Annotated in this window: 20 protein-coding genes; 17 read left to right on the forward strand and 3 right to left on the reverse strand. The window is 34.2% G+C overall.

The features are described from left to right. Window positions 1–261: 261 nt before the first annotated feature. Window positions 262–711, reverse strand: coding sequence for a PTS sugar transporter subunit IIA (locus tag EKM79_RS03010; RefSeq protein ID WP_125565762.1), 450 nt, complete (start codon window positions 709–711; stop codon window positions 262–264). A 591-nt stretch (window positions 712–1,302) separates the two neighbouring features. On the opposite strand from EKM79_RS03010, the gene EKM79_RS03015 reads away from it, so the two are divergent. The 11 genes from EKM79_RS03015 (at window position 1,303) to EKM79_RS03065 (ending at window position 13,462) form a co-directional block, all read left to right on the forward strand. Then, the gene (locus tag EKM79_RS03015) at window positions 1,303–2,073 is read left to right on the forward strand and encodes a hypothetical protein (protein WP_125565764.1); all 771 of its coding nucleotides are present in this window, start codon (window positions 1,303–1,305) and stop codon (window positions 2,071–2,073) included. A gap of 35 nt (window positions 2,074–2,108) precedes the next feature. Beyond that, window positions 2,109–2,324 carry a hypothetical protein gene (locus tag EKM79_RS03020; RefSeq protein WP_125565766.1) on the forward strand — a complete coding sequence of 72 codons (216 nt, stop codon included), beginning with the start codon at window positions 2,109–2,111 and terminating at the stop codon, window positions 2,322–2,324. A 188-nt stretch (window positions 2,325–2,512) separates the two neighbouring features. Next, window positions 2,513–3,484 carry an ABC transporter permease gene (locus EKM79_RS03025; protein WP_125565768.1) on the forward strand — a complete coding sequence of 324 codons (972 nt, stop codon included), beginning with the start codon at window positions 2,513–2,515 and terminating at the stop codon, window positions 3,482–3,484. Window positions 3,485–3,495: 11 nt separating this feature from the next. Next, a complete protein-coding gene (locus tag EKM79_RS03030) occupies window positions 3,496–4,416 on the forward strand; it encodes a carbohydrate ABC transporter permease (protein WP_125565770.1) in 921 nt (306 codons plus the stop codon). A gap of 9 nt (window positions 4,417–4,425) precedes the next feature. After that, window positions 4,426–5,679, forward strand: coding sequence for a family 20 glycosylhydrolase (locus EKM79_RS03035; RefSeq protein WP_125565772.1), 1,254 nt, complete (start codon window positions 4,426–4,428; stop codon window positions 5,677–5,679). A 24-nt stretch (window positions 5,680–5,703) separates the two neighbouring features. Beyond that, window positions 5,704–7,155: an ABC transporter substrate-binding protein gene (locus tag EKM79_RS03040; protein ID WP_125565774.1), complete on the forward strand. Its 1,452-nt coding sequence runs from the start codon at window positions 5,704–5,706 to the stop codon at window positions 7,153–7,155. A gap of 15 nt (window positions 7,156–7,170) precedes the next feature. Continuing rightward, a complete protein-coding gene (locus EKM79_RS03045) occupies window positions 7,171–8,628 on the forward strand; it encodes an ABC transporter substrate-binding protein (protein WP_125565776.1) in 1,458 nt (485 codons plus the stop codon). A 102-nt stretch (window positions 8,629–8,730) separates the two neighbouring features. Beyond that, window positions 8,731–9,336 (forward strand): YesL family protein, encoded by a 606-nt coding sequence (locus tag EKM79_RS03050; protein WP_125565778.1) that lies wholly within the window; start codon window positions 8,731–8,733, stop codon window positions 9,334–9,336. Between the two features lie 77 nt (window positions 9,337–9,413). Further along, window positions 9,414–11,060 carry a sensor histidine kinase gene (locus EKM79_RS03055; RefSeq protein WP_164505986.1) on the forward strand — a complete coding sequence of 549 codons (1,647 nt, stop codon included), beginning with the start codon at window positions 9,414–9,416 and terminating at the stop codon, window positions 11,058–11,060. A 4-nt stretch (window positions 11,061–11,064) separates the two neighbouring features. After that, window positions 11,065–12,549 (forward strand): response regulator transcription factor, encoded by a 1,485-nt coding sequence (locus EKM79_RS03060; protein ID WP_125565782.1) that lies wholly within the window; start codon window positions 11,065–11,067, stop codon window positions 12,547–12,549. Window positions 12,550–12,565: 16 nt separating this feature from the next. Next, entirely contained in the window at window positions 12,566–13,462 is an 897-nt protein-coding gene (locus tag EKM79_RS03065; RefSeq protein WP_125565784.1) for an ROK family protein, read from the forward strand. Window positions 13,463–13,607: 145 nt separating this feature from the next. Here the strand turns inward: EKM79_RS03065 and EKM79_RS03070 are convergent, their stop codons facing one another. Then, a complete protein-coding gene (locus EKM79_RS03070; protein ID WP_125565786.1) occupies window positions 13,608–15,704 on the reverse strand; it encodes a GH92 family glycosyl hydrolase in 2,097 nt (698 codons plus the stop codon). An 11-nt stretch (window positions 15,705–15,715) separates the two neighbouring features. Then, window positions 15,716–16,750 carry a GntR family transcriptional regulator gene (locus EKM79_RS03075; protein WP_125565788.1) on the reverse strand — a complete coding sequence of 345 codons (1,035 nt, stop codon included), beginning with the start codon at window positions 16,748–16,750 and terminating at the stop codon, window positions 15,716–15,718. 121 nt (window positions 16,751–16,871) lie between these two features. On the opposite strand from EKM79_RS03075, the gene EKM79_RS03080 reads away from it, so the two are divergent. The 6 genes from EKM79_RS03080 to EKM79_RS03105 all read left to right on the forward strand — a co-directional run bounded on the left by EKM79_RS03080 (window position 16,872) and on the right by EKM79_RS03105 (window position 24,939). Next, window positions 16,872–18,149, forward strand: coding sequence for a glycoside hydrolase family 125 protein (locus tag EKM79_RS03080; protein WP_125565790.1), 1,278 nt, complete (start codon window positions 16,872–16,874; stop codon window positions 18,147–18,149). 7 nt (window positions 18,150–18,156) lie between these two features. Beyond that, a complete protein-coding gene (locus EKM79_RS03085; protein WP_125565792.1) occupies window positions 18,157–20,856 on the forward strand; it encodes an alpha-mannosidase in 2,700 nt (899 codons plus the stop codon). 122 nt (window positions 20,857–20,978) lie between these two features. Then, the gene (locus EKM79_RS03090; protein ID WP_125565794.1) at window positions 20,979–22,091 is read left to right on the forward strand and encodes an ABC transporter ATP-binding protein; all 1,113 of its coding nucleotides are present in this window, start codon (window positions 20,979–20,981) and stop codon (window positions 22,089–22,091) included. An 18-nt stretch (window positions 22,092–22,109) separates the two neighbouring features. Continuing rightward, window positions 22,110–22,964 carry a helix-turn-helix domain-containing protein gene (locus tag EKM79_RS03095; protein ID WP_125565796.1) on the forward strand — a complete coding sequence of 285 codons (855 nt, stop codon included), beginning with the start codon at window positions 22,110–22,112 and terminating at the stop codon, window positions 22,962–22,964. A gap of 16 nt (window positions 22,965–22,980) precedes the next feature. Then, window positions 22,981–24,354, forward strand: coding sequence for a glycoside hydrolase family 1 protein (locus EKM79_RS03100; RefSeq protein ID WP_125565798.1), 1,374 nt, complete (start codon window positions 22,981–22,983; stop codon window positions 24,352–24,354). A gap of 96 nt (window positions 24,355–24,450) precedes the next feature. Then, window positions 24,451–24,939: a prolyl-tRNA synthetase associated domain-containing protein gene (locus tag EKM79_RS03105; RefSeq protein ID WP_125565799.1), complete on the forward strand. Its 489-nt coding sequence runs from the start codon at window positions 24,451–24,453 to the stop codon at window positions 24,937–24,939. Window positions 24,940–25,079 lie beyond the last annotated feature (140 nt).

A 25,079-nucleotide genomic window follows, 5' to 3' on the forward strand; every position in this document is an offset into this window, starting at 1 on the left:
GGCATAAAAAAATCCACACCATTTCTAGTGTGGAAATTGCTCTAAGATGTCTCACCAATACTATTTGACATAGAGCCGATATTTTTTCTTGGTATAAATCAAGAAAAATATCTAGCCTTTTGATTACGTTCAATTTCAAATAATATAGCACTTGTTTATTGATTTAGTTACATCACATAAAAAATAACAATCGGATTACTGGAGCCATTGGTCTTAATGCTCGAAAATTTACCATGCCTTGTTGCGCTCTGTTTTGAAAAATCAGTCAGTAAATGATTGATTTAGTTTGTTTAATTCACCGTTATTAAACTTGATGTCGTCTAATTGAGCAGAGTTATCGTGCATAATGTCAGTTACTTTTTCAGTTAAACTATCGATAGTATTTTGATCTGAACCGTCTGGGAAAACACCAACAATCAAGTAATCAATCGATGCTTTATCGTTTCCCCATGCCACTGGATCCTTAAAGGTTAGTGTCATTGTATGAGCACGACTCTTTTTATCGCTTGTCGTGAACATGAATACAGCACGATCCTCAATGATAGTATTGCCAGCAGCTGCACTGGCAAAAATACTACTTTGAATGTTTTGCTCGTCTACGTTGAACTCTTCGGCAGTCTTCTTTGCAGCGAGTTTTAGAGCACTCATTTGGTTGTTATCCTTTAATTCGACGTTAGCAGTTGTATGATTTTTTCTAAAAATTTTGAACATAATGAATATCTCCCTTGCATTTTTTTATAAATTCAATGAAGTGTTTCGACATGTCTTAACTTCTCTACATGAATTATCATATTCTATCGAACCCGTTTCATAGCAAGGGAAAAGTTCAAATTCTTTTAATAAATTATTTATCGAGTGATATATGAAACTAGAATAGCAAATTTTAGGCAATCGCTGGTATTATTTTAATAATCAATATAAAGGAATAGATATGAATAAATTTGCTGGAATGATAATAATGATGATAACTTTTATACCATTAACAGCGTGCTATCAAAATGAAACTAAATGTACTAACGATTCAATTAGAATGATCGATAGACGTAAAAATGACTTAAAAATTTCCGATGAATCGGTTTTAGATATTATTTATACAAATATTATTTTTAACATAAATGAATCAAGAGACTTGATATCTTACATGGATGATAGGAAAAGAAGGAACAACAAATTGAGGCGTAATTCTGATATAGTTATACTGCGAGACAGGATACCTTTTCTAATCGATTATTGTGATATCCATTTGAAAAATCTAAAGTATAATAACAATTGGCACCGTTATAACGGTTGTGTAGGGGAATAATGAAAAAAATCTGGGGAATTTTTGTGATACTTTTGGCATCTGCCATGTTAGTAAGTTGCGGTAGTGGTCATAATACTGACGGCCATGTAATAAGTGGTGAAAATGCATCGTTAAAACATAAAGTAAAAGTTAATAAAAAGTACTGGAATAAAATAACTGATGATGCCGTAATAGAGTATTTACCAAGTGAAACTAATTTTGATGAGCTTTTTCCAAATACTTGGCATGATTTTAAGGATAAGAATAATTATATTATTGAGGGTACCATCGTTAATTATGAAAAGATGGAACATCGGCCTTTTATAATTCAAACTAAAGCAACCATTCATGTTGATAAGGTAATAGACGGCGGTAAAGCGTTGGAAAATCAGTACATTGCTACAACTTTTCCGACGGGCTTTGCCTTTACTCATGATGTAGAGTCTAGTGTTGACGATCAGCTGAATAATAAGAATACAGAAGTTTTATACAAACAAACTAGTTTTCCATTACCTAATATTGGTAGTCATGTAATAATGGGTATTAACTCTAATAGAAAAAAATTTGAAAAAAATAAAGCTTTGAAAAAGGAAATGGCCAAGTATAACCTGAATGGATCAAATTCATACTTTATAAATGATCCTAATTATAACTTTTGGATTAAAAATAGTACTGGTAAATTTGTAGTTAATAATTTGGACATTAGAAATATGAAGAAAAACAATCCTAATTATGACAAGGTATATAGTTTAGTAGAATTGACTAAACAGTTAAATGGTAAGGTTAAGTAGTTCATGATATTATTGATTCAAAAGGGGTGAGGACAATGATGTATTCTTCTAGTTTATTAGTAATTCTACTTATTGGTCTAGTATGGTATTTAGCCTCAAACAAGAGTAACAGTATAGGAAATAACAAGAAACTTATTCCAATTATTCTAGGTATTACGGTTATAGCAGTACTGGCAATTACAGTGGTACCAATGATTGGTGGATTTGGTATGTATCATGGAATGGGTGGATACGGTATGAGATGTTGGTAATTATATAAATATATACATATAAAAGTGTGGTCTTATTTATGAGACCGCACTATTTTTTTGTCTAAAAATCATTAGTTGATATATCAAGCAAGTATTTGTGTACAAAAAAAGGATATGTAACTTATTTTGTTGTTTATAAAAACGATAGAATAAATCTCGAAAGCGGTTACACATAGGGAGGAATAAAAATGAAAGATGTGACACCTAAGAGTGGACTAGAGAATTCAGTTGGCCGAAAAAAAAGATCTAAATTCAGACAAAAATTCTCAAATAACGGTCCATTCATTATCTTCGCGTTGCCTGGTGCTATTTGGATGGTATTTTTCTTCTACATCCCAGTATTTGCCAACGTTGTAGCGTTTAAGGATTTTAAGTTTTCACCAGATGGATTCTTAGCCAGTCTTGCACAGAGTAAGTGGGTAGGATTTCAAAACTTCAAATTCCTATTCTCATCCAATGCAGCCTGGTTGATTACGAAGAATACTCTTTTATATAATCTAGGTTTCATTACGTTAAATCTAATTATTGCAGTTTTCTTCGCCATTGTTATGAGTGAGTTGAGACACAAGAAGTTAGTTAAGACGTATCAGACTTCAATGTTACTACCTTATTTCTTATCTTGGGTTATTATCGCCTACTTCGTTATGGCATTCTTAAATCCTGAAAAAGGATTACTTAACTCAATGTTACATACAGATATAAATTGGTATGCGGAACCAAAATATTGGCCATTTTTCTTATTAATGTTAGGGACTTGGAAAGGAATTGGGTACAACAGTATTCTGTACTTCGCTACAGTTATGGGAATTGATCCTACATACTATGAGGCTGCCATGGTTGATGGTGCTGGCAAGTGGCAACAGATTAAAAATATTACAATACCACAATTGCTACCACTTATGACTTTAATGACCATCTTAGCAGTCGGAAATATTTTCCGTGCTGACTTCGGTTTGTTCTATACAGTTCCACAGAATTCAGGAGCTCTTTATAATGTTACATCAGTTCTTGATACGTATATTTATAATGGATTGACTGCTACTGGTGATATCGGTATGTCCAGTGCTGCCAGTTTATACCAATCAGTCGTTGGTTGTATCTTACTTGTTTCTACAAATATGCTTGTACGTCGCGTTGATAGCGACTCAGCACTATTCTAAGAGGTAAAAAAATGAGGAAAAAGAAAGCTATTGAGGATGTTCAAGTACGTGCTTTTGGTAAGAAGACGGATTTGTTCTTTAATATCATAATTGGTCTTTTCGCTATTACTTGTATCTTGCCGTTATTCTTCGTAGTAGTTATTTCATTAACTGACGAGAATACTTTGTCACAATATGGCTATCAATTGTGGCCTAAAAAATGGAGCTTTGCGGGATATGAATATCTTGCAACCATGGGTGGAGAATTAATGAGATCACTCTGGATCTCCGTTATCGTTACAGTCTTCGGTACGATCATTAATGCTACGTTTACTTCTACATATGCGTATGCAATTTCTAGAAAATCTTTTAAGTATCGTAAGTTCTTTACAATCTTTTGTTTAATCACGATGCTATTTTCACCAGGTATGGTTGCCAACTATATTGTTGTAACTAATTTGCTTAATTTGAAGGATACGCTCTGGGCCTTGATCTTACCTATGGCGGTCAGTCCGTTTAACATTATCGTGATGAGGACCTTCTTCAAACGACAGGTTTCAGAATCCATCATTGAATCGGCACGTATTGATGGTGCTAGTGAACTAAGAATCTTCTTACAAATTGTTATTCCTTTAGCTGTTCCGGGTATTGCAACGATTAGTTTGTTTGCGGCTTTAGGTTACTGGAATGATTGGTTCAATGCTTTACTTTACATTTCAGATGATAAGTTAGTTCCACTTCAATACTTGTTGATGAAGATTCAAGCTAATATCGAAATGTTGACACAAAACTCTGGTGCGGGTGCGCAATATGCCGGCGGTCTTGCAGCAATTCCTAAGGAAGCTACACGAATGGCGATGGTTGTTATTGCTACATTACCAATTGCCGCTACATATCCTTTCTTCCAAAAATACTTCGTCCGTGGTCTTACCATCGGTGGTGTTAAAGAATAGGAGCAGATCATGAAGTCGTTTAAGTGTACGAATCTTAGTGCAATAGAGATTGAAGAGATAGAGTCAGTTGTTGATCATTACAATATTGAGTTGAACAAGTTTTCTAATATAGCTTTGTGTCTAACTCCAAATAGTGAAGAGAATGATGAATTTCGAATTAATCATAACGATAAGTTCTTGAATATAACGGCCAATAATTTGACGGGTATCAAGTATGGGTTGTACGAATTAAAGAATACGGAATATAAGCATTTAGATTTATCATATTCAGCCGATTTACATGAGAGAGCAATAATGGTCGACTGTGGTAGAAAATATTTTTCAGTTGATTTTTTTAAGCATTTGATTGGGGAAATGTTCATTAATAGAATGAACACTTTGCAACTGCATTTTTCAGATAATGAGGGTTTTCGGATTGAATCTGAGAAGGTTCCTGAAGTTGTTTCTGAGCAATTTTTGACTAAGAAAGAGATCAGAGAGATTATTGCTTACGCTCACAAATTTGGAATACAGATTATACCAGAACTTGATAGTCCGGGACATTTAAAGCAGATTTTGTCCAAGTATCCTCAGTATCAGTTGAATAATTCCAACGGATTGAACATTGCTGACGAAAAGGCAATTGAGTGGTTCCAAGGTATTTTAAAAGAATATTTTGAACTTTTCTCTGATAGTAAATATTTTCATATCGGAGGAGATGAGTTCGTTGACTTCAGCAAGATAGATGACTACTCAGAGCTGGTTGAATATGCCAAAAAAGAAATTAGTTCTGATGCAGGTGGAATAGATACGTATCTACGATACTTGAATAAAACTGCTGAATTTGTTAAGCAAAATGGTTTCATTCCCAGAGTGTGGAATGATGGATTATTTAGAAGAGAGTATGAATGTAAGAACACTAAATTAAGTCCTGATTTTGAAATAACTTATTGGACTAAATGGAACCAAAATATGGCTCCAGTTCAAAAGTTTATTGACGAAGGATATCAAATAGTAAATTATAACGACGGTTATTTCTACCACGTTCTGGGTGAGGCGGCATCATACAAGTATCCTTCACCTCAGAAGATAGCTAGGTGGCAAATAAATGAATTTCCAGAATATCAATACGTTGATCAGGCAGGGATGAATCAGGTATTGGGACAGTCGTTGAACGTTTGGTGTGATAAGCCTGATGCTCAAACTGAAAATGAAGTTTTTGAAGCGTTAATTAAGTGTATGCCAGTAATATATGGAAAAGAATGGTGCGTCAAGAATAGTTAAATATCAAGGGAATAGGTGGTAATTATGAGGAAATCTGTAAAGTATTTATTGAGTTCTATATTAGTCCTAATAGCTGTTATAGGACTTAGTGGATGTAGCAGTAAAAAAGAATCCAGCAAGGATTCAGTTCCAACAATATTGATGTATCAAATTGGTGATAAACCAAAGAACTATGATACTTTGATGGCTAATGCCAATAAGATTCTTGAGAAAAAAGTAAACGCCAAACTAAAGATTCAATACATTGGTTGGGGTGACTATGCTCAAAAGATGGCGGTTATTGTTTCATCAGGTGAAAACTATGATATTGCTAAGGCTGATAACTATGTGGTTAATGCTCAAAAAGGTGCATATGCTGATTTAACTAAGTTGTTGCCAAAGTATGCTTCATCAGCATATAAGGATTTAGATGAAGCTTATATTAAGGGTAATAAAGTTAATGGCAAGCTCTATGCTTTCCCAGTTAATGGTAATGTTTTTGCTCAACAAACACTTAGTTTTAATAAGAAATACTTGGATAAATTAGATATGAATTCAGATGATGTAAATTCATACAAGGATCTAGAACCTTTCCTAGCCAAATTCAAAGAAGATAACCCTAAGAAAGTAGCTTTAGCAACAGGAAATATGTTCAGAATTGCCGAGAACTTCGATTATATTTTAAGTTCTGAATTACCATTTGCTGTTGATTACAGTGAAGGTGCTGATGGTAAAACAATCATTAATCCTTATGACAGTGAAAAAATGAAGGAAGATATGCGTGTTATTCGCAGCTTCTACAAGAAGGGCTATATCGATAAAGATGCTGCAACAAATAAGACCGGTTATCCTTTGACAACAGATAATTGGCTAGTTAGACAAGAAACACAAGGTTCATTAGGAATTGGTAACCAAGCACTGTCAGAAGCAGCGGGTAAGGAAATGGTTTCTAGATCAATTACTACCCCAGCTAAGACTAATACTCAAGCTCAAATGTGTGACTTTGTTATTAATAACGCATCTAAACATAAGATTACTTCATTGAAGATTTTGGGCGAAATCAATAGTAACCCTGAATTATTGAACGGTTTGGTATATGGTGTTGAAGGTGAAGCCTGGAAGAAAGTTGATAACGATCGAATTGAATTATTAAAGGGTTACAAAGATGGTTACCACATGGCTGCTTGGAACACAGGTAATGCTGATATTGTTTATAATACAAAAGATGTAACAGATGAAATGATTGAACAAAAGAAAGAAGATACAAAGAATGCTGTTCAATCACCAGCTCTAGGATTCCAATTTGATTCTTCAAGTGTAAAGACTGAAATCACTAATGTTTCAGCTGTTATGAACAAATATATTGCTGATCTTAATACTGGTACAGTTGATCCTGATAAGACAGTTCCTAAGTTGGATAAGGAATTGAAGAGTGCTGGATACGATAAAGTTCTTAAAGAAATGCAAAAACAATATGATGAATTTTTACAAAAATAATAGGGGGACCATTCGATGAAGAAATGGGTTAAGTATTTATTCGGATTAGTGCTTTTACTATCTGTAAGTGTTGTTGCTGTAGCATGTGGAAATAAGAAGAGTTCATCTGGCGATGGTGATACACCGACACTTTTAATGTATCAAATTGGTGATAAACCAAAGAATTATGACACTTTGATTGCTAATACTAATAAGGTTCTTGAGAAGAAAGTACACGCTAAGCTTAAGATTCAATATATCGGTTGGGGTGATTATGCTAAGAAGATGCCCGTAATTGTTTCATCAGGTGAAAATTACGATATAGCTAAAGCTGATAATTATGCGGTCAATGCTCAAAAGGGTGCATATACTGATTTAACAGAGATGCTTCCAAAATACGCTCCAAAAGCTTATAAGAATTTAGATCCAGCTTATATTAAAGGTAACAAGGTTGATGGTAAATTATATGCATTCCCTGTTAATGGTAATGTTTATGCCAAACAAGTAATTACTTTCAATAAGAAGTATTTAGATAAGTACAATTTAAGCATTGATGATATTAAGTCATACGATGATTTAGAAGCTGTATTTGCTAAATTCCACAAAGAAAACCCTAAAGTTCAAACTTTCTCAATGGGACAAACATTCAGAGCTGCTTCAGACTTTGATTACCCATTGACAGACGTTTATCCATTTGCGGTTGATGTAGTAGATGGTAGAGACAAAATCGTTAATCAATATGATTCAGAGAAGATGAAGGGTATTCTAAGAACACTTCATAAGTACTATCAAGAAGGTTATATTGCCAAAGATGCTGCAACCAGTGTCACTGATTATCCAATTAGTGGTAATACATGGTTTGCTCGTCAAGAAACTCAAGGACCTTTTGATTACGGTGACAATTTATTAACTATTACAGCCGGACAACCATTGGTATCAAAAGCCGTAACACCAGCTATCAAATCAGCTGCTCAGGCACAAATGTGTAGTTTTGTTGTAAGTAGTTCATCTAAGCATAAAGAACTTGCAGTAAAGGTACTTGAAGAGATCAATACTAGTCCTGAAATTTTGAACGGTTTAGTTTATGGTCCAGAAGGCGAAGCTTACAAGTATGTTGATGACAAGAAACGTGTTAAATTACTAAAAGGTTACAAAGAAAAATATCACGTATCTGCTTGGAATACTGGTGATAACAGTGTAATTACACCAACTGAAAATGTAACTGATGAAATGATCGAAACACGTGTTAGTGATACTAAAGATGCGATTGATTCACCAATTTTAGGTTTCCAATTTAAGACAGATAAAGTAAAAACAGAATTAACAAATATCTCTAATGTAATGAACAAGTATATCTCTGGCCTTAACACAGGTACATCTGATCCAGACAAAGTAATCCCTAAGATGGACAAAGAATTAAAAGATGCCGGATTTGATAAAGTTCAAAAAGAAATGCAAAAGCAATATGATGCTTTCTTAAAAGATAACAAGTAGAGATCGATTAGAGATTGTGGTTATTTCACAATCTCTTTTTGCTTTGAGATAGAAATTAAATATGTATACTAAACAGTGTAAATATGATTAAGGGGAATTCTCATGGTTTCGAAATCCATTCAAGTGCTCTTTATAAGGATATATACGATAATCAAATTGAATTTGATTTTTTGGGTCTTAGCGTTTGCTGGCGGAATAGTTGCGGGTGTTGGCCCCGGAATTTTAACAGTTAGTGAATTGTATTATACTCACGGATTTGATTACCGTGAGATAACATTTAAGTCAGCGTGGTCTAGTTTCAAGGGCAATTTTAAAAAGGGCAATACGATTTTTTGGACTTTTGCAGCAAAGGAATTATTTTTGTCCTATAGCCTCTATATGTCAGTGCAACTGCAAGGACCGATTTTTATCATAAGTGATTTTGTGATTATTGCGATGCTGTTATTGTCGATTTGTTTGTTTTGGTACGTAATGAACATTCAAAGTGGCTTTGAGATAGATTATCTTAATTCTTTAAAACTGGCATTCGCCCATTTCTTTTATAATTTTTTTGATAATGTGAAAGAAATTATCGGCTTAATTGTCATAATCGGTGTAACTTATCGCTACAAAGGCTTGATTTTGTTTGCTAGCATTAGTGCCATGATCTTAATTACGCATGCGATTGGAAAGAACTGGATCAAACATGTAGATGAAGTTTATAAATGATGAAAAAATTTGTTAAAAGGTTTTTTAAACACCAATATAACTTGCATCGAATAATGTATGTTTATACTCGAATATTAATGGCAACGGTCACTGTTGTATCACTGATTCTTTTAGGAGTTGCTGTGTCCAATATTAAATTTCAGTCCAATCAATCGTTGTTAATTGGCTTGTATAATTCCGCGGATATTATGTCTGACCAGCAAGCAGAGGTTAACAAGTTTGCTAGAGATTTGTCTGATGATCCTAGTCGTGTTCGCAATTATCGTGATTTCTTCTCGTTGAATTCTGAAGATTATTTGAATAAGAGCCAAGATGATTTTTCTGGTCAAACCTTTTATTATCTACCGACTGTTATGTATGATTTCTTTGATCAAAATAGTAGCTTGAGGAAAGTAACACTTAATGAGAATAGTTCTAAGGATAGCATGGTTATTACGCCAGATAATATTGGTGGAGAGAGAATCAAAGCAAATAACGTTCGAGCTGAAGGATTGTACTATACAGCACCGCTAGTTGATAAAACATCTTTGACTAATTTTGGTTCTGTATTAGTTAATTTTTCACCGCAAAGAATTACACAACGTTTTGATAGATTGAGTTTTAGCAAGGGATTGCAATTTTTAGTTTTGTCAGATACTGGCCAAATCCAATATGGATATAATCTTGATAATAGAATGAGATCTAGGAAATTGAAGAACGCTTGGATCGGTCAAAATTACCAATTTATTTCCAAGGATCTTAGGCAAAACTATTTTATTAAAGGCCTTAATATGACGGGGAATAGGTATATTTATACTTTGATTCCTAAGCGGGATGTTTATTTAAAAATGTTTATTTGGTCGTCAATGATTATAGTTCTGGCAATAGCAATTGAGTTATTCCTCAAATGGAGCTTTCGTTGGGTGTTCAAATACTATAATCAAGAATTATTGTGGATGACTGATTCAATGACCGCTATATCTAATGGTGAAATCGATGCTAGGTTACACGTTCCTAGGCAAGCTGGTGAGATTCGAACCTTAGCTGAAGGTATTAATACGATGCTGGATGCAATTGACAAGTATGTTTTACAAATTTATCAATTAAAGTTAGCTCAAAAAGACGCTAATTTGAACGCTTTACAGTCACAAATAAACCCACATTTTTTGTATAACACATTAGAGTACATTCGCATGTACGCTCTGAATGAGGGCAAAGATGAGCTGGCGGAAGTGGTCTTTAACTTTGGTAGTTTGATGCGTAATAACATTAGTCAAGAAACTAATGTCCCACTGGAACAGGAATTTGATTTTGCTGAAAAGTATAGTTATTTATATCAAATGAGATATCCGGATCAAGTTTCATATCAGTATTCGATTACTAATGAAGTGAGAAAAGTAGTGGTTCCCAAATTCATTATTCAACCGTTAGTGGAGAATTATTTTAAATACGGTTTGGATTTGACTAAGATTGACAATGCAATTCATGTCTCTGCCTTTGAAGAAGGAGATAATTGTGTGATAAAAGTTGAAGACAATGGTAAAGGGATGTCTGAAAAAGAATTGGAACAATTGAAGACACATTTGGATTCAGATATTGATGCACTTATTAAAAATTCTAAATCTGTTGGGATAGCTAATATACAGGCACGTATGCAGCTCCGATTCAATGGAAATTTTGATTTAAATATTTATCGTAACAAGTATCACGGAATCACAATACAAATGTCGTTCAAATTGAGGTGATCGTATGTACTCAGTAATGCTAGTCGATGATGAGTATATGATTTTGAAAGGTTTAGAGAGAATAATTGATTGGTCAGAATTCGGCTTTGAAGTCAGTGTAACTTGTAAGAGTACGGTCAAAGCGTTGGAATATTTGGAGAATTCATCGATTGATTTAGTGGTTGCAGATGTGAACATGCCAACTATGACAGGACTTGAGATGATTGAAGCTGCTAAACAAAAAGACATTCCTTTTGAGTTCGTTATTTTATCAGGCTATCAAGATTTCGAATACGTTCAACGTGGTTTGCAGATGGGTGCAGTTGATTATTTGCTCAAACCAATTGATTCTAATAAGTTGAAGGATGTTTTGACTAGGATTAAATCCAAATTGGATGCTGACAGTATTTTAAAAAGTAAGTTGTCTAAAATTCAAAATATAACTATGCAGCAGTTATTATTGAACAGGTTGAACGATTCGGAAAAGAGTGAGTTCCTGGATAATTATGGAATATCCAATGATATTATCGAATCCGGAATTACCGTTATCGCTTGTAATCGTCTGAATAATTTTGATAAGATATTAGAATTTTGTCATAAACAGAATCAGCCGTTGTTGTATACAGATGAGGATACATTATTTATCGCTTTTATTGGCAATAATGGTAGTTTGATCAAATTTATGCGTTCATTGGAAAATCTGCAATATATTACCGGCGAGTCTTACATTACCGTTGGATCGAGGGTAAATGATTGGACCAGCTTAACTGAAAGCTTTGAGCAATCTAAGAAATTAGGATCACTTTATAAGTTTTATACGCGTAAAGATAATTTCTTGAGTAATCAAACCAGAATGGATTGGTTAAATCAGGCAACTGTACCGAAGTTTACATTGTCAGAGATTCGCAGTGCGCTTAATGAAAATGATTATGAATCATCAATTGAAATTTTGAGGAAGATTTTTTCAGAGTTTTCTAAGAATGCGATAAATCCTAGTTATGCTAGGCAGATGGCCTTTTTGATCTTCTTAGAAATTCATAAAAAAATGGACTTGTCAGATGACGAATATCAGGACATAGTGGTCAGAATTAATAAAGCATCCAGCTGGAAAAAATTGGAAGATTTATTAGTGTCAATGATCGATGAATTGATAGATATTCGAGATAATAGTGAATTCCTGTCTTTGAATGTTCAAAAGACGATTGAAATAGTTAATCGTGAATACAAAGACGATATTAACTTATCGTTGATTTCTGAGCGATTACAATTAAATACCAATTACTTAGGACAACTTTTTAAGAAAGAAATTGGTGAGAGCTTTGCTAGTTACCTCAATCATTACCGTATTAGCAAGGCAAAGGATCTATTAGGCAATAGTCGCATGGGTATTGCAGATATTGCATTAGAAGTTGGTTACGTTAATACTGGATATTTCTTTAAGAATTTTAGGAAGATATCTGGTTTATCTCCAAAGGAATTCCGTCAAAAGATTCACGAAATGTCTAATTAATAATGAGGATAGTTAAATGAACAATTTGGGCTTGATCGATATTGGTGGTACATCCATCAAATTTGCCATTTGGCGAAACAACGAATTAGAGAAACTACCAGCGGTAAGTACACCGGATAATCTGGAAGAATTTTATCAGATTCTTACCAATATGGTTAATAAAATGAAGAGAGAAACTGGAATAGTTGGTGTAGGCATCAGTTCACCTGGAGCTGTTAATAAGGCTACAGGCGTCGTTGAGGGGACATCAGCAGTAACGTATTTACATGATTTTGATATTCTTAGTTCTTTAACTAAGAGGTTTGGTCTTCCAGTGAGTATGGAGAATGATGCTAACTGTGCTGCTTTAGCAGAATTGGAAGCAGGGGCAGGTAAGCATGCTGATAGTCTGATATTTTTGATTTTAGGAACTGGTGTTGGTGGATCAGTAATCGTTAATCACCAGATTTGGCATGGTGCACACCTTTTCGGCGGTGAGTTTGGATTTATGTTGGTAGAAGACTATAAGACTTTGAGTAAATTAGGAACGGCTGTTAATGCTGCGTCTAGATATAACGCTTCTCATGGCACAAGTTATTCAGGAAAAGAGATATTTGAGCTTGCTAAGTCTGGGAATATTGATGCAGAACAAGAAGTAAGAACTATGTATCAAGCGTTAGCTAGAGGAATTTTTAACTTACAGTATAGTTTTGATCCAGAATTAGTAGTAATTGGGGGAGCAGTGTCGAATAATCCAGATTTGATACCAGCGATTGAAGAAGAGATAGAGAATATTAGAGATGAAATTACAATAGCGTCTATCAAACCTAAGTTAGTTACCTGTAAATTTACGGATGGAGCTAATCTACGTGGTGCGGCTGTTGATTTTTATCAAACATTTAATACAAAACAGAGCGTGGAAAAACACGTTTAACTTCTGAGTATAACCTAGAATACCCCCGTATTTACGTAAGTAAATGCGGGGGTATTCGTAGTTAAACGGAAGAAGTTGTGTTTTACCGCGCGTTTACGCTGCAAATTTAATGAATTTTATAGTTATGTTACAACCTCTTTGTGCATTAATTTGGTAGAAGTATAGCGCGACTAATAATTGTTCCACCAGCAATTATTTGTTCGTGAGTAAGATAGTTTTTAGAAACTTTTTCACCGTTGACAGATTCTAATTGATTAAATTGATTTTGTGGAAGGTTGTCCTTAACCACAATAGTTGTTTTTAAATCATGAGGTAATTTAATGGTTATTTGATCAAATTGAGGTTTTCCCAGTATATATTGGTTACTTCCAGGACAAACAGGATAAAAACCTAATGAAGAGAAGATGTACCATGCAGACATTGAGCCATTGTCCTCGTCTCCAGGATAGCCATTGATACCATCATTGAACTTGTTCATCAATTGATTGACCAATATAGGAGTATATTCAGGCTTGTCAGTGTACATGAACAAGTATGGTATGTGGAAGCTAGGTTGGTTGGACAATGCCAATTGACCAAAATTTAGTTGGGCCATTTCAGTCATTTCGTGAATTTCCATCCCATATCCACCTACATGAAATAGTGGTTTTTGATTACATAACTTTATTAATGTATTTCTGAAACCATACTTTTCAGAGTATAGATTTTTCAGCCCATCAATGTCATGAAAAACGGAAAAACTATTTTGCCAGGCACTACCTTCCGTGTAATCTGTTCCCCAGCTGAGTGCATCAAACGGTTCTTTAAATTTGCCATTTGATAGTTTTGCCCGCATTAATCCAGTATTTTTATCAAATAAGTTTTTATAATTTTGTGATGATTTAAAATATTTTTGATAAATATCCCTTTCGTTTAGAATTTTCGCAACTTGACTGATACAGAAGTCACTATAAGCGTAATCGAGCGTATTGTTCACACTTTCAGAATACTTATCTGCCGGTAAATATCCATAACGGTCATAGTCATTTGTACCTTGTCTACCGAATTTATCATTTTTTGTCTGTTTAGTAGAACTGTCAATCATTGCTTTTAGGAATAATTTTAGTTTATTTCTTTCAATCAATCCCTTTGTGGCAGCGTCAGCAATCACAGCGTCTATTAGTGTACCCGGCATCATGCCTCGTTCGTCTGGAGCAAGCCATTTTGGCAAAAAGCCACTCTCTAGGTAACTATTGTAAAAACCATCTAGCATTTGCTTCATTTCGTTAGGGATAAGTATTGAAAACAAAGGATAAATAGTTTTACTAGTATCCCAGAATCCATTATTCATATATAAATAACCGGTTTTAACATCATTATTGTAAATATCATAATGAATAGGTTCGTCGTTATGGTCCAGTTCATAGCACTTTTGAGGGAATAAGAATACTCGATATAAATTATGATAAAAAGTAGAAATTTTTTTACTATTTTTATCGCTAATATCTACTAAATCGAAGAAACGCTGCCATTCTAATTTGGCAATGTTTTTTGAGACTGTTAGATCGGAATTTATTCGAGAAAGATTTAATATCACTTGTTCAGCACTTATGAATGAAGCTGCCAGTCTAACGTTCAGTTCGCCAATATTACCGAATTTGATCAGTACAGTTTTACCGTTATTGTTATCTATATGCTTTGTTTCTAAGATATTTGATGAAAATTCGAAGCAAACATATTCAATAAAATGCTTGCTAAAGTCTGAATGGTAATTTTGAACCCGCAGTGTGATGCGATTGTTTGTTACTTCGAGATTACTATCGCCAGGAATTTTGATCAGTAAACTATTATTCATGTTTTCGTAACGATAGTTAACGGTGGCACCATATGTGTGAGGCACTAATTCCGATGTGACGTTATAACGCTGGTCAAATATTTTTAAATAATTAGGTTGGAAGATTGCTTCATCAGGATTATAAGACCCACTAATATAATTCAAATCCTCAATGTCATTTAATCCACTTGTAGCGATGAAGCTAAGTTGTTGAAAGTCACCAATCCAGGGACTAGGTTGGTGAGTCAATCTAATGCCGCAGTAGTTGTGATCGATTGGAGAAAAGAACCAAGAAGTATCTTCATCGGTTGTTTGTGCACAAAAATAATTCATCCCAAAGGGAACTCCTGTGTAAGGTAAAGTATTCCCATGTGAGAAATTTGAATTATTGTTAGTACCGTGTCGGGTGTCGATATTTTCGATGTTCATTTCAGAACTCCTTATTTTGTAGATTGTCGACTTATTAATTTAACAGGAATAGTTATTGTGTCGGGTACAACAAAGTCAGGATCAGCAATCTCGTTTAACAATATTTCAGTTGCTTTTTGACCTATTAAATTGAAGTCTTGATTTATTGTAGTCAGACTAGGATAGCTAAGTGATGCCGCTTGGATATTATCGAATCCTACTATTGATATTCTTTCGGGAATTTCGATTTTTTGTTCGTGAAGATAATTGATAATGTTAATTGCGACAACGTCATTTTCAGCAACTATCCCGTTGATTTTGCCTTGTACGATATTGTCAGAAATAAGTTTAAGATCACTTTTTTTGTTCAATGTAATTAGTGGAATATCAGTATGAATATTTTGCTTTTTTAGTGTATTTAAAAATCCTAAATAGCGAGAGCGAACAGATATTTCTGATAGTGATGAGTTAGCAATGAAACAAGGTTTCGTACTACCTTTTGTGACAGCCTCAGTAGCTAATTGTCCACCGGTTAGATTATCTGGCATTACGCATGGCAATGGGAAATTTAGAATTTTTTTATCTAATAAAACGACTGGTATTTGTTTCAAATATAGTGAGCTTAAAATACTAATATCTTCGCTAACATGATTGACGTAGTAAAGAATACCAGCCACGTTTGTTAAGTTTTCGGGGTAGTATTTTTTGAATTCTTGATTACTAATAGTTTTCAAATGATATTCATTTGTATTATTTATCGCTGCGAGCACACCGCTCATATAGTCACCAAATTCGTAATTATTAGAAAATGGAATGACTAGTAGTATTTCTTTGACATGAATATCTTCAGAAACAGAGTTTTGGATGACAATTGTTCCTTTACCTTGTTTACGGGCAACTAACTTATCTTGTTCCAATTCGTTTAGAGCACGTTTAGTTGTTATACGACTAACTTCATATTTACTGGCTAATGATAATTCACTAGGAAGTGTCGATCCTATAGGATATTTTTGAGAAAGAATATCTTTTTTTAGAGATTGGTATATCATTTTATACTTAGGTTGCATGGCTATCCGTCCTTTACTTTACTGAATATAACATAAAATAATTAAAAAACAACTAGTAATTTGTTACCGCTTGCATTATACTTTCACTTGAATATGATATATCAACTTATGGAGGAGAATAATGAAATTAACACAACCAATTAAGGATTTTATGGAAGAGGTATCATCGAAAGCCTCTAAGACACCGGATTGGTCCAAAGTTTTTGAGGTTACTTACACTAATACTTGGGAAACGGCTATAAAAGAAATGCCTGAAAACGGTACTTTTGTTCTAACTGGTGATATTCCTGCTATGTGGCAACGTGATTCCACTTGTCAGGTACGACCTTACTTAGTTATGGCGCAACAAATCCCTGAAGTATCTAACTTGATATATGAAGTAGTGAAGAGACAATTTTTTAATATGAATTTAGATCCATACGCAAATGCCTTTAATGCTGAGGCCAATGGTGCCGGTCATCAAAGAGATTTGACTGAGATGACACCTTGGATTTGGGAACGCAAATTTGAAATAGATTCATTGTGCTTTCCAGTTCAGTTGTCATATCTATTGTATAAGAATACCGGAAGAAAAGATCAATTTGATGGACAATTTGTCAGTGGAATAAAAAAAATGTTAAAAGTTTTTGAGACAGAGCAGCATCATAATTCCTCTGATTACCGTTTTGAAAGAACCTATGATCGTCCAGAAGATACTTTGGTAAATGACGGGAAAGGTAGTGATGTTGGATATACGGGAATGATCTGGTCAGCATTTAGACCGAGTGATGACGCCTGTGTATATGGATATTTAGTTCCAGCGAATATGTTTGCGGTGTTAGTGCTTGATTATATTCAAGAAATATTTACTGAGATCATACCAAATGAAGAAATTTGTAATAAAGCAGCGAATATTCAACGAGAAGTAAGAGCTGGTATTGAAGCATTCGGAACGACGATTAATGCTGCTGGTGAAAAAATTTATTCATATGAGACAGATGGTTTGGGACATCATCTTATTATGGACGATGGTAATGTTCCAAATCTTCTAAGTGCTCCGTATTTGCATTATGTATCAATGGATGACCCCACGTATATAAATACACGGAAGACAATTCTTAGTTCAGAGAATCCTTATTTTTATGCTGGTAAATATGGACAAGGGTTAGGTAGTCCGCATACTCCAGCTAATTATATTTGGCATATTGCAATGTCTGTTCAAGGGTTAACCCAATCTAGTCAAGAAGAAAAGGCTAGGTTATTACAGAATATGGTCGATACAACTGCCGGAACTGATATGATGCACGAAGGCTTCGATGTGGATGATCCAAATAATTATACTCGTGAGTGGTTCTCATGGGCGAATATGATGTATTGCGAACTATTCCTCAACTATTACGGATATGAAATTAAGGAGTAATTTTAAAATGAAGAAGAAAAAAGTTTTTGTAGTTTCACACAGTCATTGGGATCGTGAATGGTATATGGGTTACGAACATCATCATATGAGACTAGTCCAATTGATGGATGATTTATTGGATCTCTTTAAGACAGAACCTAGATTCAATAGTTTTCATCTGGATGGTCAAACAATTATTTTAGACGATTATTTACAAGTAAGACCAGAAAGAGAAGCTGAAGTTAGAAAATATATTGCGGCTGGTAAGTTAAAAGTTGGACCATTTTACATTCTTCAAGATGATTTCTTGATTAGCTCAGAATCTAACACAAGAGATATTTTGATCGGTGCACAGGAGTCTCAAAAATGGGGTAACAAAGTTAATTTAGGTTATTTTCCAGACACTTTTGGTAACATGGGACAAACTGCGCAAATGATGAAATTGTCCGATCTTGATTTTGCGGCATTTGGTCGTGGAGTTAAGCCAACTGGTTTAAATAATCAAGTATTTGAAAATGAAAATTATAGTTCTCAGTATTCAGAGATGTGGTGGAAAGGTCCCGATGGTTCTAAGATCCTAGGTCTACTATTCGCTAATTGGTATAGCAATGGTAACGAAATACCAGTAGAGCGTGATGAGGCCAAAAGATATTGGAATCAAAAATTACAAGACGTTGAAAAATATGCTTCCACAGATAATTTGTTAATGATGAATGGTGTTGATCATCAGCCGGTTCAAAAAGATGTAATTGAAGCTCTTGATGTAGCTAGTGAATTGTATCCAAATTATGAATTCATTCATTCTAATTTTGATGATTATTTAAGAGCTGTTTCACAAGATGTACCAGAAGACTTATCATCGATTGATGGTGAACTAACGAGTCAGGAAACAGATGGTTGGTATACATTGGCCAATACGGCTTCTAGTAGAACTTATTTGAAGCAGGAAAATACAAGTGTTCAAAGGCAATTAGAGAATATAACTGAACCATTAGCAGCGATTGCCTACAAAGGAACTAATGATTATCCTCATGATCAATTAAAATATGCTTGGAAAACATTAATGCAAAATCACCCACATGATAGTATTTGTGGATGCTCGGTTGACGAAGTTCATCGAGAAATGTTAACTAGATTCGAAAAGGCTAGAGAAGTGGGTGCTTATCTAGCTAAAGATGCACTGAACATGATTGCATCAAGAATAAATACAGATATTTTTGATACCAACAGCAAACCGTTCGTTATTGTTAATACACAAGGTTATGAAAAGAGTCAGATGGTATCGGTTGATATTGAGTGGGACAGAGCACCGTTTTCAGAAGGTAAACCAAATGATCAGTATGAGTCAATACAGGCAGAATTAAATAACTTACCAGAGTTAGAAGTAGTAGATAAACACGGCTATAGTATTCCGTTTGAACTAGTTAATGCCGAAACTAGATTTGATTATGACCTTCCTGGAGATAGATTCCGTATTCCATATATGGGATTATTTATAACTATTCGCATTCCTGTTGAGAATTTACCTGCTATGTCTTGGACAACGCTAGCATTACAGGAAAAGTCTCAGGCTGTTGTTAAGTCGGATAATAAGTTGTTTGATGCGAATAGTAATGCCTTAGAGAATAATTGGCTTAAAGCAACTATCAATCCAAATGGTAGTTTGAATATTCTTGATAAGAAGACTGATCGTACTTATGATAATCAGCTTGTTTTTGAAGATACCGGTGATATTGGTAATGAATATATTTATCGTCAATCTGCCGATAATAAAACTATTTATTCATCTGATAGTTCATGTGAAATAAAAGTACTAACTAATAATGAATATGAGGCTCAAGTTCAATTAACACAAGAAATGCAGGTACCAGTATCAGCAGATGAAAGGTTAGAATATGAACAAAAATCTGTGATTGATATTACTGAAAGAACAGCCAGACGTTCTAATGCATATCGAATAATCAAGCTCTCAACGGTTATTAGTATTAATAAGATGGAAGATCAACTTAAATTTAAGACGACCTTTGATAATAATTGTTTAGATCATCGTATGAGAGTATTGTTCCCTACCAATTTAGATGCTGATACTAACAGCTCCGAATCAATCTACGAAGTAGTAGAAAGAAATAATCGAGTGAGTGATTCATGGAAGAATCCAACTAATCCTCAACATCAACAAGCTTTTGTTAATATTTCTGATAAACGTGGCGGCGTTACGGTTGGTAATTTTGGACTTAATGAATACGAGATATTACCAGAAAATAATACAATTGCTGTTACACTATTACGTTCAGTCGGTGAAATGGGAGATTGGGGTTACTTTGAAACAAAAGAAGCTCAGTGCCAAGGAATTCAGAGTTTCAATTTTAGTATTTCATTTAATGATGAGACTGAGTCTAGTCGTGTAAATAGTTATATGCAGGCCCGTAATAACCAAGTCTCATTACAGACAATTCAGACAGATATACATAAAGGTGATTGGAAGACTAGTCATTCTGTTTATAAGTTAGAATCCGATAATTATGTGATCACTTGTTTCAAACAGGCGGAAGATGGTACGGCTGATATAATTCGTGGATACAATGCTACTCATAAGTCTGAGTCCATAAAACTGAATGTTGAAGCTGATAAATTACAAGTAGTTAATTTATTAGAAGAGCCCTTAAATGATATATCCAAGGATATACTTAATCCAGCGGAAATAAAGACTTTCAAAATCAATTGGTAAGTGGTTTTTGAACAAATCAACTAAAAAGTATATCAATTTTTTGGATACTTTGCCGTTTTTATGAAAACGTTTCTATCATATTCTTATTATCGTAAAGAATAATAATAAAGGACGTTAAAAAAATGGTAGAAATCGACTTAAATCACATATATAAAAAATACGCTAATGCAGAAGAAGAAAATTCTTATGCTGTTTCAGATTTTGATCTTCATATCAAAAATGAGGAATTTATAGTTTTTGTTGGACCATCAGGTTGTGGTAAATCAACGACATTGCGTATGATTGCTGGTCTGGAAAGTATCACTGAAGGTGAATTAAAGATCGATGATGAATTAATGAATGATGTTGTTCCAAAGGATCGTAATATTGCCATGGTTTTCCAAAATTATGCTTTGTACCCTCATATGAGTGTTTTTAAGAATATGGCGTTTGGTTTGAAGTTACGTAAGTATGAAAAAGAAGATATCGAACAACGTGTTAAATATGCCGCCGATATTTTGGGATTGACGGAATACTTAGATCGTAAGCCTGCTGCTCTGTCAGGTGGTCAAAGACAACGTGTAGCATTGGGTAGAGCTATTGTCCGTGATGCACCAATATTCTTGATGGATGAGCCATTATCAAACTTAGATGCCAAACTACGTGTAAGCATGCGTGCTGAAATTGCAAGATTGCATCAACGTCTTCACACAACGACTATTTATGTTACTCATGACCAAACAGAAGCTATGACTATGGCTGATAGAATTGTTGTTATGTCAATGGGTGAAGTACAACAAATAGGTACTCCACAAGAAGTTTATGTAACGCCAAGAAATAAATTTGTTGCAGGATTTATTGGTTCTCCAGCAATGAACTTCATCGATGTAACGTATAAAGACGGAGTTATTACTGATACGGAAGGATTAAAAATTGCCGTTCCAGAAGGTCGTGCGAAGGTTCTTGAAAAACAAGGTTATAACGGTAAGAAGATGACTCTTGGAATTCGTCCAGAAGATATTCATGCCGAGGAAGCCTTCAATGAAACATGGCCTAACTCAGTTGTCGAAGCTGAAGTTGTTGTTTCAGAATTATTAGGTGCAACTTCGATGTTATATTCAAGAGTTGATGGAACTGAATTTGTTGCAATCGTTGATGCCCGTGATTATCATAAACCTGGAGAAAAAGTTAAATTATCTTTCGATATCAATAAGGCTCATTTCTTTGATATCGAAACAACATTAGCAATTCGCTAACACTCAAGGAGGCAATATATGGTAATTGATCAATTATTAAAGATGTATCCCAGTGCAAAGGTCGTTACAAGTCCAAATTGGAATGATCAATTAGTGTTTAATTACCATATTGCTGATAAGTGGATATCAATATCTAAGGATGATGTTGACGATAAGCAGAATAAATTGCTGAATTTAATTAGTGATCATGCAGAAACAGAGATTATTAATAGTTGGTGGCAATTTTTGAATCATAGAAGTAGTGAAATGCCACTGGCTTCTAAAAAAATAGATAAAATTAAAGTTGTTCAATTTCATGTTGATGATTTAGAATCATCAGAATATTCGAATCAATGGATTAGAGCTTTTTCGTCTTTTTTTGAAAGAGTAGTTGATTCGTTTTGGGTAAATTCTGAATATGGGATACTGATTTTAAATAATTCAGAAGTATTTATGGAACATTCAGAATTAGTTTCAACGGTACAGTTACTGGACGAAGATTTCGGCACAAAGTCGCAAGTATACATTGGACAAACTTGGCCATTGGATGAGAATGTACCAGAGATATTTAAATTGGAGAAACGAATTTTTTCTCAAAATGATGGGGATCCTGTTAGTAACTTATCTACAGATGTTATATCGTTCATGTTTAATCAAAGTTTGGCCAACGAAAAGTTATTTATTACTTTAAAAAATATCATTACTTCTAATTCAGAATATATTTCAATGATTAGATCTTTATATATCAATCAGAATAATATTGCCAAAACATCAAAAGATCTGTACGTTCATCGTAATACATTGTTATATCGCATTGATAAGTTCAATCGCGAAACGGGTCTGAACTTAAAATCAATGGACGATTTAGTACTCTGTCATTTATTACTTTGTTAACGAGAAAGAGGTCAATATGATTAAATTCCCAGATAATTTTTTGTGGGGTGCAGCTGCATCGGCGCCACAAACCGAAGGCCATAGTTCAAGTGATGGTAAGTCTCCAACGACATGGGATGAGTGGTTTAAGCTTAATCCTGAAAAATTTAACGATGGGCAAGGTCCGCAGAATACTTCTAATGTGTATGAGATGTACAAAGAAGATGTCGCCAATATGCCTAAAGTGGGGATGAATTCCTATCGTACTTCTATTTCGTGGGCCAGGTTATTGCCTGATGGTAAAAATTTAAATGAAGAAGCAGTTAGTTTCTATCGTTATTACTTTCAAACGATGTTAGATAACAATATTGAACCCATTATAAATTTGTTCCATTTTGATATGCCATGGTGGTTGATGGAAAAAGGCGGATGGGAAAATTGCGATTCAGTTGAAGCATTTGCTTTCTACGCTAAAACAGCTTTTGAACAATTTGGAGATTTGGTTAAAACATGGTCAACATTTAATGAACCGCTGGTTCATATTGAGTGCGGATATTTGTATCAATTTCATTATCCAGCAATTGTTGACTTTAAGAAGGCTGTTCAAGTCGGATATCATACACTGATGGCGCATGTTTGTGCAGTAAGGGAATTTAGGAATAGTAATATTGATGGAAAAATTGGTATTATCTTAAATGTCTTACCTGCATATAGTCGTAGTGATAGTGAGGAAGATTTAAAAGCAAAAGAGGCAGCTGATTTACTTAATACGTATAGTTTCTTAGATCCAACGGTTCTTGGAGTGATCCCTACTAAGTTGGTTGAACTTTTAAGAGACAATAATTTAACTCCAGACATACAAAGTACCGATAAAGAATTGATCGCCCAGAATACAGTCGATTACATAGGATTGAATTATTATCAGCCTAGGCGTGTTAAGGCACCATCTAACAGTCAGCATCCAGCTAAGATGCCAAGTGATTTGTACGAAAGTTATGATTGGCCTGATAAGAAAATAAATCCTTATCGAGGATGGGAAATTTATCCAGAAGCATTGTATGATGTTGCTATAATGATGCGAGATCAATATCATAATATTCCTTGGTTTGTTAGTGAAAACGGTATGGGAGTAGCTGATGAACAGCGTTTTAAGGGAAAAGATGGAATGATAGATGATCAGTATCGAATTGATTTTATGAAAGAACATTTAGAATATCTTCATAAGGGTATAGAAGCAGGTAGTAATTGTTTCGGATATCATGTGTGGACTTATGTCGATTGCTGGTCGTGGCTTAATGGCTATCGCAATAGATATGGATTGTTCAGTGTTGATTTAGAAAATCATTACAAACGAACCATGAAAAAAAGTGGTCTGTGGTTCAAAGAACTTGCAGATAACAATGGATTTTAAATTAAAAAGCAGGATGTTTTCTGATATCAGAGAATGTCCTGCCTTTTGGTATACAATATGATTATTAATGAAATCACTTTTAGAAGGAAAATTATAATGTCCCCAGATAAACAAGTTACCAGCTATCTAGATAATTTAGGTATTGAATACAAAATGATCGAGCACCCCGCTGTATATACTACAGAACAGGCAGATGAGTACGTTAAGGGAATGGATGTAGCTCGGATTAAGTCGATGTTTTTGACGGATAAGAAGAAGCATAATTTTTATCTATTTATTATGGGTGATGATCATCGTCTTGATATGAAAAAGTTTGGTGAAGTAGTCGACGGAAAAGGTATCAAAATGGCTTCTGAGAAGAGTTTAAAAGATAAAATGAATCTGAGTGCTGGCATGGTATCTATTTTTGGCTTGCTAAATAATAAGGATAAAGACGTTAAAGTATTTATTGAAAAGAAAATTGCTCTTGATGGTTATATGACATTCCATCCTAATGACAATACCAAGACAGTCTTTATTAAAGCTGAAGATATGTATAGATTTATTAAATCCCTGGGATACGATTATCAAATAATTGATCTATAACGCCGTTATGGTCTGCTAGAGATTATCTAATTTTAGATAGTCTTTTTTTTAGCTGTAATTTGTTATCAAAGCTAAAAATAGTTCACTATCAATTTTTGTGAAATCGCTTACCATTATTTTGTGAGATGAGAAAGAGAAAA

Source organism: Companilactobacillus insicii, assembly GCF_003946015.1.
In the GTDB taxonomy this organism is placed as follows: Bacteria; Bacillota; Bacilli; order Lactobacillales; family Lactobacillaceae; genus Companilactobacillus; species Companilactobacillus insicii.

Bases quoted from the DNA above. Each gene is read 5' to 3' on its own strand.
- EKM79_RS03010 (WP_125565762.1), bottom strand. From the start codon at position 711: ATGTTCAAAATTTTTAGAAAAAATCATACAACTGCTAACGTCGAATTA.
- EKM79_RS03015 (WP_125565764.1), top strand. From the start codon at position 1,303: ATGAAAAAAATCTGGGGAATTTTTGTGATACTTTTGGCATCTGCCATG.
- EKM79_RS03020 (WP_125565766.1), top strand. From the start codon at position 2,109: ATGATGTATTCTTCTAGTTTATTAGTAATTCTACTTATTGGTCTAGTA.
- EKM79_RS03025 (WP_125565768.1), top strand. From the start codon at position 2,513: ATGAAAGATGTGACACCTAAGAGTGGACTAGAGAATTCAGTTGGCCGA.
- EKM79_RS03030 (WP_125565770.1), top strand. From the start codon at position 3,496: ATGAGGAAAAAGAAAGCTATTGAGGATGTTCAAGTACGTGCTTTTGGT.
- EKM79_RS03035 (WP_125565772.1), top strand. From the start codon at position 4,426: ATGAAGTCGTTTAAGTGTACGAATCTTAGTGCAATAGAGATTGAAGAG.
- EKM79_RS03040 (WP_125565774.1), top strand. From the start codon at position 5,704: ATGAGGAAATCTGTAAAGTATTTATTGAGTTCTATATTAGTCCTAATA.
- EKM79_RS03045 (WP_125565776.1), top strand. From the start codon at position 7,171: ATGAAGAAATGGGTTAAGTATTTATTCGGATTAGTGCTTTTACTATCT.
- EKM79_RS03050 (WP_125565778.1), top strand. From the start codon at position 8,731: ATGGTTTCGAAATCCATTCAAGTGCTCTTTATAAGGATATATACGATA.
- EKM79_RS03055 (WP_164505986.1), top strand. From the start codon at position 9,414: ATGGCAACGGTCACTGTTGTATCACTGATTCTTTTAGGAGTTGCTGTG.
- EKM79_RS03060 (WP_125565782.1), top strand. From the start codon at position 11,065: ATGTACTCAGTAATGCTAGTCGATGATGAGTATATGATTTTGAAAGGT.
- EKM79_RS03065 (WP_125565784.1), top strand. From the start codon at position 12,566: ATGAACAATTTGGGCTTGATCGATATTGGTGGTACATCCATCAAATTT.
- EKM79_RS03070 (WP_125565786.1), bottom strand. From the start codon at position 15,704: ATGAACATCGAAAATATCGACACCCGACACGGTACTAACAATAATTCA.
- EKM79_RS03075 (WP_125565788.1), bottom strand. From the start codon at position 16,750: ATGCAACCTAAGTATAAAATGATATACCAATCTCTAAAAAAAGATATT.
- EKM79_RS03080 (WP_125565790.1), top strand. From the start codon at position 16,872: ATGAAATTAACACAACCAATTAAGGATTTTATGGAAGAGGTATCATCG.
- EKM79_RS03085 (WP_125565792.1), top strand. From the start codon at position 18,157: ATGAAGAAGAAAAAAGTTTTTGTAGTTTCACACAGTCATTGGGATCGT.
- EKM79_RS03090 (WP_125565794.1), top strand. From the start codon at position 20,979: ATGGTAGAAATCGACTTAAATCACATATATAAAAAATACGCTAATGCA.
- EKM79_RS03095 (WP_125565796.1), top strand. From the start codon at position 22,110: ATGGTAATTGATCAATTATTAAAGATGTATCCCAGTGCAAAGGTCGTT.
- EKM79_RS03100 (WP_125565798.1), top strand. From the start codon at position 22,981: ATGATTAAATTCCCAGATAATTTTTTGTGGGGTGCAGCTGCATCGGCG.
- EKM79_RS03105 (WP_125565799.1), top strand. From the start codon at position 24,451: ATGTCCCCAGATAAACAAGTTACCAGCTATCTAGATAATTTAGGTATT.